Raw genomic sequence first — 16,485 nt, 5'->3', positions numbered from 1 at the left:
CTACTCTTCAAATTCAAATATTTCATCTACTTTTTTATAATTTCCATAACCAGCTGCGATTCTACCTAAAACACCGTCCAATTCCTCACTAACCATTGGCAAATACATGGCTTTTAAATAAAGACATTGATTGTTATAATAAATAATAATTGTTTGCATTGGTAGATCACAACACATTCTTGGAGGCCAAGCCAATATATTTAATTGAGCATATCGTAAAGCACGCTGTAATTTGTCAGAATCATCTACAGTCATTTTTCCTTTAAAGCTTTCAGTAGTTATGGAAGTATTGGGACGATTATGATGAACAGTAACTTTTACTTCTCCATTTTTATCTACCTGCATATCGTATGCATCACAATATCCGTTACCGCAGAAGCCCGAATGGTAAATTATTTTTTGCAGGTCAATTGCTCTATCAGGTGTTAAATATTTTGTTTTGAATACAATAGAGTCTCTGTTATCTAGATAAGCTTTGGATTGTTTGCTGATCGGCGAAACCATAAAGCTATCATCTGTAGTATAGATAAACCTGAAATCATACTTGTCAACAAATTTTTTATATGGCGGCCGTAAATTACCTGAATGCCTGATCTGTCTGATCTTTAATTTATGCCTTGTTTGCTTAATATAATTTGCTTCAATTATAAGACCCGCTTTTTGAAAATCAATACGACCAATCTCTATTTTCCGTTTTTCGACAGGAATTATTTCAATGCCATCCAACCGATCTGAAAAATACCTTCCTTCCAGTTTTATAAATGGAGAACAGGAATACTGCCAAAAAATTAAAACCACATATAACAGGATACGCTTCATACTATTAAAAATCGAGGAGGTTTTATTTTACATCTATTTCTGCCTGCATTGTTACTGCATCACCTTTAAATTGCACTTCAATAGAGTTGAACATGGTATGTTGATTGAATTGATAAGCAGTTTTTATCCAGGATTGCTCATTCAATTTTACTCCGTTAACAGAAACATTCATAGGATATGCAAAGCTGCAGGGCACACTAATTCTGAACTTTCGTACCAGCCCTTTTTGATAGACACTTTTTTTATTAGTAGTAATTGTAAAGCTTAATTTATTTCCTGTTGTTACAGCGTTAAAAGAAATAACTTCTCCTGTTACATTTTTTGTTGTGCCATCATCATCGTATAAGATTGCTGATGATTTTTTTTGAGAAGGATAATAAAATATCTTGATGTCTTTTTTGGAATCATAATCATGCGTTGATTGAATTATATTTTTTGATGCCCACATTGGAATAATACTACCTTCTTTTGCATATACAGGAATTTTATCCATTGATAAAGATTCCGTTGTCCATTTATTACCTTCTACAATACCTGTATCATTAAAACGATACCATTTACCTTCAGGCAAATAAATATTTCTTACAGCATCACCTTTATGCAATACCGGCGCTACTAAAATACTTTTACCCCACATAAATTCATCTGCAATAGTTGTAGCTGTCGTGTCTTTCGGGAAATAATAATACAAAGGTGCCATCAGCGGCTCGCCATATTTTGCCTGACTGTACGCTAATGTATAATTGTATGGCAACAATGAATAACGCAGGTTGATAGCAAACGAAGCGTACATCCGGTAAGGCTCTGCAATCAACGCTGCTTCGCTTGGAAAACTAAAAGAGTTTTTATCTATATCTCCAAGGTCTGTACCATGCGGGCGAAAGATCGGTGTGAACGCAGCAAACTGCAACCAGCGAACATACAATTCATTATCGCCTTCGCCGCCTGCAAAACCGCCGGCATCACTGTGCACATAAGGAACGCCGCTCATGCTCATGCCTAAGAGCACCGGTAGTTGCGCTCTTAATCCGCTCCAGCTACGGCTTACATCACCCGTCCATGGAAAGATGCCATAACGTTGCGTACCCGCAAAGCCACTGCGGTTTAAGCTAAACAATCTTTTGGCAGGATATTCTTTTGCATAATACTCGTACAACATTTTCGTCCATTGATTGCCGTAAGCGTTATGCACTTCATCTGCTTTAAATAACCTGTTAAAGCCAAGATCTTTTAAATTATGATATACCTGTTGCGGATGCCGTTCAGGTTCTCCCAAATCTCCCCACCATGCTTCTACGCCATTATTCATTTGCTCTTTGTATTTGCTCCAGAACCATGCACGGGCATCTTTGCGGAAAATATCTATCAAGCCGCCATTGCCAAAATAAAAATCAGTTAATACAAAAGGATTGCCGGCACTGTCTACCGCATGATATTGTTTAGATGCATCATAATTTAAAGACGACTTTACAACATACGGCTCTGTAATTAATATAGGATTGATGTTTTGTTTCCTGAAATCTTTCAGCATTTGTGTTGGGTTGGGCCATTTATCTTTATTAACCCAGGCAAGATTGCCCATGGTTTGCTTGATACTATCTCCAAACCAAAATAGGTCGAAGATCACGGCATCCACAGGAATATCTTGCTGATGCATACTATCGATAATACTTTTTACCTGCGCTTCACTTGTATAACCAAAGCGACTCATTAAATTACCGAAAGCCCAACGCGGCGGCAACGGTTGTGTACCGGTTAGTTGATAATAGGAAGAAAGAATGGCTTTATAATCATTTCCCAATATCACATACACATTTAATTCACCACTTACAAATCCTGCTTTAAATATATTGGCATCTGTCTTTCCTATATCTACATATCCTTTTGATGGATTATCAAAGAACAAACCATACCCCATCGATGAAGTAAAGAACGGAACAGAGTAATTCAAATTATCTGCACCTTCACCATAACCATAATGCGGGCCATTGTATAAATTAAATTGATAGCCTCTTCTGTTCAGCGGCAAAGCACGTTCACCCCCACCGAATATTTTTTCTGAATCGTGCAACCTGAAGGCAAAGCTGTAAAATTCATTATCCTTTTCAGGGGCAGCTATTTTAATGAAATATTCATTCCCTACAAAAGCGCCATCTCTCTGCACTTTATAAGGAATGGTAATGGCTGCCTGTGGTTTTTTGATAACAGCATCGCTTATGTTTTCGTTCGTAATATATCCTTTAGGCAGAAAGCTTACTTTAATAATGTTGGAGGCATACTGGGTTAATGTCCATGTTCCGGAGTTAACGGTTATCTTTTTAGATTGAGAAAAGACAGTAGTAAACAATAAAATAAAGGCAGTAAGCAAAAGCAATCGTCTGTTCATGATAGCAATTTTGTACAAATTACTACTCTTTATGATTTGGCAGAAAACATTTCCATAATGCCAACCCTATTTTATCATTATCCGCTTATCGTTGGAAGTAAAAAATAAAAAGTAGATCCTTTATTGATCTCGCTGGTAACGCCAATAGTGCCGTTATGTTTCTTTATAATTTCCGCGGCTATAAATAAGCCAATCCCAAAGCCGGGAAAGGTTTTTTCATTTTTACCTTCTACCCTGTAAAAACGCTCGAATATTTTTTCCTGGTCTTTCTGATTTATCCCGATTCCCGAATCCTGTACGGAAACAACAACATTGGATCCAAGCAATCCAATTTCTACATTTATAATTTTGGAAGAAGGAGAGTATTTAATTGCATTTGTAAGAAAATTTATCAATACCTGTCCTAAGCGGTCTCTGTCGCCATGTACTATGACTTTCACCGATCTTGAAAATGTAATACTATAAGCGGGGTTTATTTGCTGAGTATTTTCAATGATCTCCTGAACCATTTCACTTATATCAAAATTATCTTTTAATATATAGAGATCATTGCTTTTTATTTTTGAAAGATCTAACAAGTCCGTGACCAGCTTAGTAAGATTCCCAACCTGCCTGTCTATTGTTATCAAGGAGTCTTTTAATAAAATATCCTGCCCCTCGCCATACATACTTTGCAATAACTGAACATAGCCTTTGATAGTGGTAACAGGTGTTTTCAACTCATGGCTCGCAATCCCTATGAAAAAATCTTTTTGTTCATCCAGCTCTTCGGCCTTCAACCTTGCCTCTACTTTCTCCGTTACATCATTTACTGTAATCATAATGCCCGATATACTACCATCCTGTTCATATAACGGACGGTATTCAAAGTCAAGGTAGAATTTTCTCATGCCGTCATCGCCCTTTACATACACCAATGCTTCTACCTCGTTATGTATTATTCCTGTTTTATAAACTGTATTTAACAGCTCCGCATATTTTTGTTCTTTTAATTCAGGAAAGACCTGCAATACCGGCTTACCCATTACATCTTCTTCTTTCTTGCGCCAGATCGTTTCAAATAATACTTTGTTGGCTATTTCAATAACATGATCTTCTCCCCTGAAAATCGTCATAGGTATTGGGGATTGCATTACCATATTGCGGAATTGCTTTTCGCTTTCTGCTATGGCATGTTTTGCTTTTACAGAATCTGTTACATCCATGGCAATTACCATTACCCCGGTAATAGCACCATCCATTTCTCTATATGGCTGATATGTAAAATCAAAATAAACCAGCTCACTTTTACCGTAACGATTTATTGTAACGGGAAATTCTTTTCCGAAATAGGGTATACCGGTATTTAATACAGTATTAAGCAATCCTTCAACAGATGTTTTAACTTCCGGTAGTGAAGTAAATAAAGGTTTGTTTATAAATTCCTCTTCGCTTCTGTCAATTATTTCCAGGTAAAATTTATTGGCTATTTCTGTAATAAAATTGGGGCCGATGAAGATGGCAATTCCGATTGGTGCCTGGCTAATTGCGTTTCTAAAACGATTTACCAGGTTTACTTTTTCAGTTGTTTCAGAACAGGTTACCAATACACCGCCTACTTTACCATTTTCATCGTGTACCGGGCTATAACTAAATGTCCAATAAACGTCTTCTATTTTTCCATTTCGATAAATGGGAACCAGCATATCTTCATTCAAAGGCACTTCGCCTCCGTCTAATACGATATCTATAAGAGGCTTTATAATGTCCCATATTTCTGTCCAAGCCTGGTGCGCCGGCATACCTAGGATATTAGGATGCTTACCGTTTTGTCCTAAGCTTGGACGATATGCATCATTGTAAAAGCATAGCAATTCAGGTCCCCACCAAAGAAACATCGGGAACTTAGAATTTAGTATGATACTTAGAGTTGTTTTTAAGCTTTGTGGCCAAGCATCGGGTGATCCCACAGAAGTAGATGACCAATCTTTAGATCTTGTAAGTTTACCCATTTCGCCACTACCCGAAAGGAAAACATAATTATTAAGCATTTCTTTACCTGGAGCCATAAGTCAATATTGTAAGATAAGGCTTTTTTCAGTGTGATCTTCCTGTATCATTTAATACAATATCTACATTTATTTTTAGTAAAAAAGAAAGCCGTAAATTAAACAGTTGAGGAAAAAAATATTAGGAGACACAAAATTTTTGATTTTTATTTAATCCCCTGTTTAGCATTACAGTATTGCTCAATATAGTATTTGGTTTCTCGTGAAGTGCCTGTCTCAATAACATTTGAATTATACTTATCAACTAATATTGGAGCATTTCCGCCCGCCATAAAATTAAAATCTCCTGAATTAATGTATGATTCTGATTGATAAAAGAAGATCCAACCATATTCAAATGCTATGGTTTCATTTTCAAGGAATGCTAGTTTTATGTTTGATATTTCTTCTATTTCCTTTAGCTTTTTATCAGCTAATTCTTTCGCTTGAAGGAGGGTTAACATTATTTATTATTTGTAACTGCTTATAGTAACATTTACTTAAAATGTTACATTATTTAACTATTTACTTAACGTTTTACGTCGATGATAAACAGAATACCCGATAGAAGCGCCGATACAAACCACGATCACCAGTAACGATACCCAAACAGGCATGTGCACCCACTTTTCTATCAGCATTTTTACACCGATGAAAACCAATACAATGGCAATGCCCTGTTGTAAATAATCGAACTTATCGGCAGCATTGCGCAATAAAAAGAACATACTGCGTAAACCTAATACGGCAAATATATTAGAGGAGTAGATGAGTAATTTTTTTGAAGGGTCCGGTATTACAGAAAACACTGCAGGGATAGAATCCAATGCAAATACAATGTCTATCAATCCCAGCATTATTACGACCATCGCTAATCTTGTGAAGAAAATTTTTGCATCTTTTTTTATAATAAATTTTCCGTTCGGCTCTTCATCAGTAGTAGGCATTATTTTTTTCATAAAACGATACGCCCAGTTCTTTTCAGGATTAAATTCTTCCTCTTCGTTACTGCTGAACATTTTAATACCCGTGTATAAAAGGAAAACACCGAAGATATACATGATCCAATCAAATCGTGCTACCAGTTCACTACCCAATGCAATAAAGATAATGCGGAATAATACTGCCATTAAAATACCCAGCAGCAACACTCTTGAATAATTATTCTCTTTAACGCTGAAAAAATTAAAGATGATGATGAAGACGAAAATATTATCAATAGAAAGCGACCATTCCAATAAATAAGCAGAGATATATGAAACGGCATCACTACTTCCTCTTTCTATATAAACAAAACCGCAAAAGGCAAGAGAAAGCAGTACCCAGAAAATAGTTTGCAGCAAAGCAGCCCGTAAACTTACAACCGTGTTCTTTTTACTCAATAAGCCCAGATCAAACACCAGCGCTAAAATAATGACACCACAAAAAACAATATAAGTCAATAACGTTTTGTCCATGATAGTTATTTAGTGAACCTGCGCCTGCGCCACCATTGATAAATGGCTGCAAACAAAAATACCAATAATACCGGTGCTGCAATATTAATTACCTGCCAAAGCGTGCGCTGTTCCGATACCTTTTGCACATCCAGTAAACGTAACGTATAATCTTTGGCTCTTGCATCTAAAATGCTGTTCTTATCTGCAAGATATTCTACACAATTCAAAAAGAAATCCCGGTTGGCGTACTGTATTTTTGTGTACTTGTTGGTACCCATTGGTAATGGTCCCACCACTTCTGAAATATTATTCATCACAATATCCGCGTCACCTACTACAATAACTTTACCGGGTTCTGTGTTCTCTCTTTCAAAAGTTAAATTATATGCTTTTAAAGTATCTAATTGTGCCTGGCTTATACGATTGGCATACAGTGATAAAAATTTCCCTTCCAATAACACTGCAACAGGAATATCTTTTCTATTGAACTTGCTGATATTCTCTTCTGTTTGCAAACTGTTTAGATCTACAATAGCAGGCGTCGCCAATGTATAGGCATTTTTAGATGAGGAGAGTAGAATTGTTTTAGTAACATTCTCTGTTTCTACCGTATCAATTGAGTTGGCAAATTGCGCCAACACATCTGCTTCGTTTTTTACAATAGGATGTTGCGATGCAGGTAATAACAAAGGCGAATATGGCCAAGGTAATAATTGTTTTTGCGTTTGTCCGCCAATGGAACCAACTTCTACAGGTACCTGGTCACAATGTTTATCTACTAAAAGATCAGGATTAATTCTTACTCCATATCGAAACAACAGATCATTTAAATTCAAGTCTCTTGAATAAGCAGTTAAATTGCCGTTTTGCAGGCTATCTCTTTCCGCATATAATGCATCAATAAAAAACAATAATTTACCACCATGCATTACATATTGATCCAACTTAAATTTATCTTCATCACTAAAGCTCGACATTGGCTTTACTACCACCACTGCTGCATATTCCTGCGGAATAAACGGCTGTGTATGTACATTAACAGTATCAACAATAAAATTCTTACTTAACGTTTCAAATACATCCTGCACATAAGGAAATCCATATTCAGGTTCTCCGTTACCGTAAGCATACGCAACAACAGGAACTTCTTTGGCTGTGATCTTTTGAATGGCATTGGCAAACTTATATTCCAACAATGCTTCTGCACTGTTCAATGCCTGCTTATCTAAAATATCATCTGAATTAAAAACGTTTTTCTGCACTTGCCCCTGTAGCAGATCAATACCGATAGTATGCCCTCCATATTGCACTAATGCAGCAGGAAATATTTGCCGTTGATTTTTTCCTTCGCCTTCACCTTCCTTCACCTGCACTTGCTGATTGGTTGGCCGTAATCCCATATTCACTAATGAATCAAACACTCCTGCTTTGGCAGAATCACCCATGCCTTCTGCAGGTAATTCAAACCTGAATTGAATTTTATTACCGCCGTACTCTTTAAAATTTTCGAGCAGTTCTTTCGTGCTGTTTGATAGTTTTTTAAATTCAGATTTAATATCTCCTGTTAGCAGAACAGTAATATCAACAGTGCTATCCAAATTCTTTAATAACTTTTTTGTGGAGGATGAAAGCGTAAATCTTTTTTCATTCGTAAGATCGATCCGGCCGTGATATTTTGCCGATAAAAAATTAATACCGATCAACACAATGATCACCAATGGTATTCCTACCTTGCTGTTCAATATTTTTTTAAAGATAGATTTCATGAAGAGCTGTTAACGCTTGCGCAGATTTTTCACGGTAATTAAAAGAAATAAGAGAATAATACTGAGAAAATAAATAATATCCCTGCTATCCAATACTCCCCTGCTAATGCTGCGATAGTGAAAATCGATGCCCAACATTTCAATATAATAATCTGCACCACCTGCAAATACAGGTAGTTTACTGATCGCATTAAATCCGAAGTACAATAACAAGCAGCTAAACGCACTTAATAAAAACGACACCACCGCATTGTTGGTAAAGCTGCTGCAACCTATACCGATAGCTGCAAAAACACCCGCTAATAAAAACAAGCCAATATAACTTCCGCTAATGCCGCCACTGTCTATACCGCCACCGGCGCTTAATTTTTTAATAGTAAGTATATAAATAAACGTTGGAATAATTACAAACACCAACACTATCAGTACAGAAAGATATTTACCCACAACAATTTGCCATTGTGTAAGCGGACGGGTTTGTAAAATTTCGAACGTACCTGTTTTAAATTCGTCTGCCAATGTACGCATGGTAATGGCGGGAACTAAGAAGAGCAGGATCCACGGAGCCAGTTCAAAAAATTTATCCAGCGTAGCGTAACCAAAATCAAAAATATTGCTGTCTTTTAAGATAAAAAGAAACAAGCCGTTTACCAATAGAAATAAAGTAATAGCAATATATCCCGTGAGGTTACTAAAAAATTGATGAAGCTCTTTTTTGCAGATGCTGAACATAGTGTTTTAAAAAGTCGCTGCAAGTTAATTAAAGTTTGGTTTATAGAGTTAATAGTCCATAGTCTATAACCTCAAATGCATTATAATATATTTTTATAATTGACTTGTGCACAATAAACAACGGACCATCAAGCATTAACCATGAACCCTTTTACTCTTGCTTCTCCAAAACTTTTTATTATATTTGATAAGTGCTTTATAATCTAACGCTATCCGATACCTATCAAAGCGACTATTATTTATAAAGTGCATGAAAAAATTTCTACTCCTCTTATTATTAACCTGGTGGCTTAATGGTAAAGCTCAATTTGGGATCTCCTCTTCGGCCATTTTCCTTACAGTAAACGGGAACTCCGCATTTTACAATACACAAATTACAGGTGGTTCTATCGGTAAAATATCATTTGGCAATAATTTAGGTGTTTTTGGCACCAACACCGGCAACCTGAAAATTGCAGGTGCAGCCATCACTACTTTTAAAAATACCGCAGGCAATGTATGTGGGGGTAATTTGTATTACGCAGTTTACCCTAAGAATAAACGGCCAGTCAATCCTGATTTTTCGATCGTTCCTATTGCATTTTTTTCGTCCTCAGGCAATAATCAAAAATGGCAGAATTTTGATAACGCTATTGACCTTACCAACTATGCCTTAGGTAACTATACTTTGGAAATATATTATTCAGCTTCGGCAAATTCTTCTTCCGGCAATTGCGCCCTACAGCAAATGGACAATGCCACAGGCAATAATTACACTGCCGACTTTGCTATTGCGCAACCGCTGGCCATTACACTCACCAGCTTTTATGGTTCAGATTACAGTAAGGGGATGCAGGTAAGGTGGAGCGCACAAAACGATGTAGATGCCGTTAGTTACGAAATTCAAAAATCGGATAACGGATTAAATTTTAGTACCATCGGCACCGTTAGTTCAAAACAATCCAACGGAGCCGTAGCCTATACCTTCAATGACCTGCAACCCATGATAGGGACCAATTTTTATCGGATCAAAATAAATAATAACAACGGCACTGTTTCACTATCGCATGTGATCAGGCTTTATTTTGGAACTATCGGAAATTCTATTTTAATTTACCCAAATCCCGTTGGCAGCGTACTTACTTTGCGTTTGGCAGCTGTTACCAAGGGCAATTACCGTTTAAGCATTCTTTCCAATATAGGGCAACAAATTACTACACAAGAGCTGATGCATGATGGAGTAGATAAAACTTTGCGTATCAATCTTCCGCTGATAATGCCAAAAGGATTGTACCGTGTATTCCTTATAGACGAAACACATTTTTACAAGCAAGCCTTCTATGTAAATTAATTTTTTACTCACGCAGCAGATCATAAATAAATTTTGTCTTAACAACCGGGTAATGATAATCAACATAAATAATTATAACCCTTAATTAAATGTTTACCCAAAACCAACTGCTCACTCCTCCGGTTTCCCGGAGGTTTTTTATTTTCCGCCAAAACATGCCCACCTGTTTAATACAAGATTTAGCAGCGTTATATTTTTTATTTCATAATAAATATGCATCTATTTGATTATAACACAATTACAATAATTTTTCTCTTAGGATTTAAGTAATTTTTTATATACGATTTATACAAATTGGCAAGAATATTATTAATGACCTATTTTCATAGTGTACTTAATTAACGATTGCCTCCAAAGATTAGCTGTATGAAATTGATTTTCTACTTATCAATTTTATTGCTGTTTATTGCTGACTGTAAACTTTTATGTACAGCCTCTTCCGGATTTAGCAATTTTTTCTCCGACTCCTGATAGAACACTTTCCGCGACTCTTTCTCCCAAACGATAAACACCATAACATGAAAAAACTTTTGCTTGCAGCCTTTACGCTATTCTTTTCTTTTATAGCGATACATTCTTTCAGCCAATCAGTAGCAGTTACCAAAACAAATCCTATAAAAGTATATGTACATTATATGCCCTGGTACGATGCACCAACAAATCCCGTTGCAGGTGGCAGTTATACCTGGGGTTATCATTGGACGATGACCAATCGAAACCCAAATGTTATTGATGGAAACGGGCACCGGCAGATTGCCTCTAACTATTATCCTTTGATCGGCCCTTATGCCAGCAGCGATCCAAATGTGATAGAATATCATTTATTGCTGATGAAATTATCGGGAATTGATGGTGTATTGGTAGATTGGTATGGTACACAAGGCTCCAATGGTGATGTAGGTTCTCTATTGACCAACTCTAACGCCATTATTAATAGCACAGCAAACGCAGGTTTATCTTTTGGGTTGATATTGGAAGATCGTTTCTGGAGCAATATCTCCAATGCCAATGCAAGTGTTGCTTATGCCAGAGATAATTATTTCAATAAATCGAATTATATAAAAGGCGCCGGCAGTAAGCCTTTTGTTGGTGTATTTGGACCGATCACTTATACCAATGCAAGCAGTTGGACAACCATTCTTTCTAATGCAGGACAAGCAGTAGACTTCAGAACATTATGGGATAACACTACTGCAGGTTCTAATGCTGATGGACAATATACATGGGTGTACAATCCCGGCAGCGACCCATTAGGTTATTTAAATACTTATTATGCAAACCGGGCACCATCGCAACAAAACGTAATGGCAGTAGCATATCCACGTTACAATGACTATTATGCGCAAGGTGGCGCAGGCAGTTCTGCTCCTGCCATTGCAGATAATAATGCTGCTACTTTAAATACTACCTTAGGTTACGTTACGCAATACAAAACATCTGCACATATTGATGCGGTGCAATTATGCACCTTCAACGATTTTGGTGAAGGAACCATCTTTGAACCAACCGTTGAATATGGCTACAGAGACTTGGTTCGCATACAACAATATACCGGTGTCGCCTATACGCAAAGTGACCTGGAACAAGTATATCGGTTATTCACGCTTAGAAAAAAATATGCTTCAGATGCTACAAAGCAATCACAGTTAAACCAGGTGTTTAATTATTTCAATGCTTTACAAATAAGCAATGCCAAAGCATTAATGGACCAGGTAGATGGAATTGCCGTTGCTGCACCCGTTATTTCAAGCGCTACCTCTGCAACTGCAACAGTCGGCAATTCTTTTACCTATACTATTATTGCTTCGAATACACCTGCCAGCTATAATGCAACCAACTTACCTGCCGGCTTAAGTGTGAATACTTCAACAGGTGTTATCAGTGGTACTCCAACAACAGCAGGCTCTGCCAATGTAGCTATCAGTGCAACCAACAGCGGAGGTACGGGAACAGCAACATTGGCAATTACTATATCCAATGCAACATCCACTGCCGGAGATGTGGTGGGAAAAATTACAGTGGGTTACCAGGGATGGTTTGCTGCTATTGGCGATGGCTCTCCCATTAATGCCTGGTGGCATTATACGCAGAATTGGTCACAAGCTCCTTCTGCAACAAACAATGGGCTTAAGTCTTGGCCGGATGTTCGTGATTACACAACCACTTTCGCAACAGCTTGGCCCAATTTGGGAAATGGCCAACAGGCAAAATTATTTTCATCCTATACAGACCAAACAGTCAACACACATTTTTTATGGATGCAGCAAAACAATTTGGATGTAGCAGCCTTACAACGTTTCAATCCAACAGGTGGCGAAGGCCCGGTACGTGATGCTATTACAGCTAAAGTGAAAACAGCTGCTGAAGCTTATGGAAGAAAATTTTACATCATGTACGATGTAAGCGGCTGGACAAATATGCAAACAGAAATGAAAGCTGATTGGACAAATAAGATCTCTGCTTATACTTCATCATCAGCCTATGCAAAACAAAACGGCAAGCCTGTTGTGTGCATTTGGGGTTTTGGATTTAATGATGACAATCATCCATGGACAGCAGATGTTTGTTTAGATGTGATCAACTGGTTTAAAAGCCAGGGTTGTTATGTAATTGGCGGAGTGCCTACACATTGGCGTGATCAAAACAGTGATTCCCGTCCAAACTTTATTAATGCGTACAAAGCATTCAACATGCTGTCGCCATGGATGGTTGGCAGAATTGGAAATGTAAGTGACGTAGATAATTTTTATACAAATTATCAAAGTGCAGACCAGGCGTATTGCACAGCTAACGGTATCGACTACCAGCCATGCGTATTACCCGGCGATCTGCAAGAAAAACAAAGAGTACATGGTGATTTTATGTGGCGCCAATTTTATAACATGAAGCGTTTGAATTGCCAGGGTATTTACATTTCAATGTTCGATGAATACAATGAAGGCAATCAAATTGCAAAAACAGCAGAGAATGCTTCTTACATTCCTGCGGGCTCTTCTTTCCTTACATTAGATGAAGATGGCACAGCTGTTTCAGCAGATTATTACATGCGCCTTTCCGGCGATGGAAGTAAAATGTTTAAAGGACAAATTGCATTAACTGCAACACGTCCTACTCCTTATTTTATAACAACAACTACGCAAGCTCCTTATGGTGGCACAGCAAGAGTAATCCCGGGAAAAATTGAAGCAGAAGATTATGATACCGGTGGTGAAGGAATTGCTTATCATGATAATGATGCAGTCAATAGTGGGGGACAATACAGACCAAGCGAAGGTGTGGATATTGAAACCTGTGCCGATGGCGGATATAATGTTGGCTGGACAAATGCAGGCGAATGGATGGAATACACTGTGAATGTTGCTACAGCAGGAACCTATACATTACAATTACGCTTAGCATCTCCTAACTCAGGCAAAACATTACACATTGAATTGGATGGTATAAATATTTCAGGAACTATTGCTATTCCTAATACAACTGATTGGCAAAAATGGCAAACAGTAAGTGTTACAACACCTGCTTTAACCACAGGGCAAAAGATCTTAAAAGTAGTTGAAGAAACAGACGGCTTTAATATAAATTATTTAAGCTTTACACTGAATAGCTTACCCCCTGCACCGGTTATTTCAAGCGCTGCTACTGCTACAGCAACAGTTGGTGCTGCATTTAGTTATACTATTACTGCATCTAACACTCCTACAAGTTATAATGCTACAGGATTGCCGGCAGGATTAAGTGTGAATACAACTACAGGTGTTATCAGCGGAACTCCGACAATAGCTACAACTTCTAATGTAACTATCAGTGCAATCAATGCCGGTGGTACGGGAACGAAAACGTTAATCATAACCGTTAGTAACCCTCCGCAAGCACCTTATGGTGGCACAGCAAGAGCAATCCCCGGAAAAATAGAAGCAGAAGATTATGATACAGGTGGTGAAGGAATTGCTTATCATGATAATGATGTAGCCAATAGTGGCGGACAATACAGACCAAGCGAAGGTGTTGATATTGAAACCTGCGCCGATGGCGGATATAATGTTGGCTGGACAAATGCGGGGGAATGGATGGAATATACCGTAAATGTTGCTACAGCAGGAACGTACACATTACAATTACGCTTAGCATCTCCTAACTCAGGTAAAACATTACACATTGAATTGGATGGTGTAAACATTTCAGGTTCCATTGCTATTCCTAATACAACTGATTGGCAAAAATGGCAAACAGTAAGTGTTACAACACCTGCCTTAACTACGGGGCAAAAAGTTTTAAAAATCGTAGAAGAAACAGATGGCTTCAATATAAACTATATAAATTTTGCTTTAAACAGTACACCTGCCGCACCGGTTATCTCAAGCGCTGCCACTGCTACAGGAACTGTTGGCACTGTCTTTAGCTATACCATCACAGCATCCAATAGTCCTACAAGCTATAATGCAACGGGATTATCTGCCGGATTATCTGTAAACACTTCTACAGGTGTTATTAGTGGAACTCCAACAACAGCTGCAACCTCGAATGTTACTATCAGTGCAATTAACGCAGGTGGCACAGGAACAAAAACATTGACCATTACTATTAGTCCCGTTGCGCCTGTTATTTCGAGTGCTGCTACTGCAAGCGCAACAGTTAGTACTGCATTCTCTTATACTATTACCGCATCTAACAATCCTACAAGCTATAATGCGACAGGATTACCTGCCGGATTATCTGTGAATACTTCTACAGGTGTTATTAGCGGTACGCCTACAACAGCGGCAACTTCTAATGTAACTATCAGTGCAACCAATGCAGGTGGTACGGGAACAAAAACGTTAACCATTACCGCTAGCAACCCTGCAGCACCTGTTATTTCAAGTGCTGCTACTACAACAGCAACTGTTGGATCTTTGTTTACTTATACAATTACAGCATCTAATAGTCCTATAAGCTATAATGCAACGGGATTACCTGCAGGATTATCTGTAAACACTTCTACAGGTGTTATTAGTGGCACGCCTACAACAGCTGCAACTTCTACTATCACTATTAGTGCAACCAATGCAGGTGGCACAGGAACAAAAATAGTAACCATCACCGTTAGTAATGCGACTGACCCTGCAGGTGTAGTTACCTGTTACAAAGCACCGGCAACAATTACTATTGATGGCAACCTGAATGAAACAGGATGGAATCTAAATAAATCAATTACCAAAACAGTAACAGGCAGTGTAAACAATACTGCAACATTTGGTGTGCTATGGGATAATACTAATTTATACATTGGCGCTAAAATATTAGACGCAAACCTCTACAGTGAATCTGCTGACATGTGGAATGATGATGCATTTGAAATTTATATCGATGCCAATAATAATAAGAGTACAACTTATGATGGAAAGGATAATCAGTTTATTATCGGTTATAATAAAACAACTGCTTTTGCTAAAACAGCTATTACCGGTTTGCAATTTAAAGTTGTGCCGATAGCAGGTGGTTATACTGTTGAAGTAGCAATTCCCTGGTCGCAATTAGGAATAACACCAACAGCAGGAGCAAGCATTGGCTTTGATGCAGGGTATGATGATGATGACAATGGCGGAGACAGGGATGGACAAGCCGTTTGGAACGGAACGATCAATAATTATCAAAGCACTGCTGATTTTGGTAAACTGACTTTGAATGCAAGTACTTCAACTGTTACCAGTTCACGCCCGGTATTTAGTGATATTTCAGTTTTGTCCGATAATGATGTTACGATAATTCCTAATCCTGTTGTCAATAACAAGCTTGCTGTTGTTATTAAAGGGTTAAGCGGAGATGCTGATTTTGAGATTGTGGATAATCAAGGAAAAATTATTAAGCATTTTACTTCAAAAGTTTATCCAAATTCAAAACTAGGCATCAATGTTGCTAATCTAAACGCCGGTGTGTATTTCTTACATATTAAAACCAATTCCAATTCTACTATAATAAAGAAATTTTTGGTGGAATAATAAACGAT

General features: G+C 37.7%; 9 protein-coding genes. 2 read left to right on the top strand and 7 right to left on the bottom strand.

The window, feature by feature from the left end:
* The 7 genes from K9M53_RS03665 to gldF form a co-directional block, all read right to left on the bottom strand.
* Nucleotides 1-819, bottom strand: coding sequence for a hypothetical protein (locus tag K9M53_RS03665; RefSeq protein WP_224018102.1), 819 nt, complete (start codon nt 817-819; stop codon nt 1-3).
* Nucleotides 820-841: 22 nt separating this feature from the next.
* On the bottom strand, nt 842-3,205 hold the full coding sequence (locus tag K9M53_RS03660; protein WP_224018100.1) for a TIM-barrel domain-containing protein: 2,364 nt from the start codon (nt 3,203-3,205) through the stop codon (nt 842-844).
* A gap of 77 nt (nt 3,206-3,282) precedes the next feature.
* Nucleotides 3,283-5,253, bottom strand: a complete 1,971-nt coding sequence (locus tag K9M53_RS03655) for a PAS domain-containing sensor histidine kinase (protein ID WP_224018099.1) — start codon at nt 5,251-5,253, stop codon at nt 3,283-3,285.
* 146 nt (nt 5,254-5,399) lie between these two features.
* Nucleotides 5,400-5,696: a YrhB domain-containing protein gene (locus K9M53_RS03650; RefSeq protein WP_224018097.1), complete on the bottom strand. Its 297-nt coding sequence runs from the start codon at nt 5,694-5,696 to the stop codon at nt 5,400-5,402.
* Nucleotides 5,697-5,753: 57 nt separating this feature from the next.
* Entirely contained in the window at nt 5,754-6,689 is a 936-nt protein-coding gene (locus tag K9M53_RS03645; RefSeq protein ID WP_224018095.1) for a TerC/Alx family metal homeostasis membrane protein, read from the bottom strand.
* A 5-nt stretch (nt 6,690-6,694) separates the two neighbouring features.
* Nucleotides 6,695-8,437, bottom strand: a complete 1,743-nt coding sequence (gene gldG, locus K9M53_RS03640; RefSeq protein ID WP_224018092.1) for a gliding motility-associated ABC transporter substrate-binding protein GldG — start codon at nt 8,435-8,437, stop codon at nt 6,695-6,697.
* A 9-nt stretch (nt 8,438-8,446) separates the two neighbouring features.
* Nucleotides 8,447-9,169, bottom strand: a complete 723-nt coding sequence (gene gldF / locus K9M53_RS03635) for a gliding motility-associated ABC transporter permease subunit GldF (RefSeq protein WP_224018090.1) — start codon at nt 9,167-9,169, stop codon at nt 8,447-8,449.
* Between the two features lie 250 nt (nt 9,170-9,419).
* Here gldF and K9M53_RS03630 point away from each other — a divergent pair, with 250 nt between their 5' ends.
* Together K9M53_RS03630 and K9M53_RS03625 are read left to right on the top strand one after the other, a co-directional pair.
* Complete coding sequence (locus K9M53_RS03630) at nt 9,420-10,499, top strand: T9SS type A sorting domain-containing protein (protein ID WP_224018088.1); 1,080 nt, start codon at nt 9,420-9,422, stop codon at nt 10,497-10,499.
* A 518-nt stretch (nt 10,500-11,017) separates the two neighbouring features.
* On the top strand, nt 11,018-16,477 hold the full coding sequence (locus tag K9M53_RS03625) for a putative Ig domain-containing protein (protein ID WP_224018086.1): 5,460 nt from the start codon (nt 11,018-11,020) through the stop codon (nt 16,475-16,477).
* The last annotated feature ends 8 nt before the right edge of the window (nt 16,478-16,485 follow it).

The sequence above is a fragment of the Ferruginibacter albus genome (assembly GCF_020042285.1).
Classification (GTDB): Bacteria; Bacteroidota; Bacteroidia; order Chitinophagales; family Chitinophagaceae; genus Ferruginibacter; species Ferruginibacter albus.
The sequence above is the reverse complement of the archived record's forward strand: the minus strand, read 5'-3'. Positions and strand labels throughout refer to the sequence as shown.

Excerpts from the sequence above, each read along its gene's own strand:
- K9M53_RS03630 (WP_224018088.1), top strand. The coding sequence starts at position 9,420 with ATGAAAAAATTTCTACTCCTCTTATTATTAACCTGGTGGCTTAATGGT.
- K9M53_RS03645 (WP_224018095.1), bottom strand. The coding sequence starts at position 6,689 with ATGGACAAAACGTTATTGACTTATATTGTTTTTTGTGGTGTCATTATT.
- K9M53_RS03660 (WP_224018100.1), bottom strand. The coding sequence starts at position 3,205 with ATGAACAGACGATTGCTTTTGCTTACTGCCTTTATTTTATTGTTTACT.
- K9M53_RS03650 (WP_224018097.1), bottom strand. The coding sequence starts at position 5,696 with ATGTTAACCCTCCTTCAAGCGAAAGAATTAGCTGATAAAAAGCTAAAG.
- gldG (WP_224018092.1), bottom strand. The coding sequence starts at position 8,437 with ATGAAATCTATCTTTAAAAAAATATTGAACAGCAAGGTAGGAATACCA.
- gldF (WP_224018090.1), bottom strand. The coding sequence starts at position 9,169 with ATGTTCAGCATCTGCAAAAAAGAGCTTCATCAATTTTTTAGTAACCTC.
- K9M53_RS03665 (WP_224018102.1), bottom strand. The coding sequence starts at position 819 with ATGAAGCGTATCCTGTTATATGTGGTTTTAATTTTTTGGCAGTATTCC.
- K9M53_RS03655 (WP_224018099.1), bottom strand. The coding sequence starts at position 5,253 with ATGGCTCCAGGTAAAGAAATGCTTAATAATTATGTTTTCCTTTCGGGT.
- K9M53_RS03625 (WP_224018086.1), top strand. The coding sequence starts at position 11,018 with ATGAAAAAACTTTTGCTTGCAGCCTTTACGCTATTCTTTTCTTTTATA.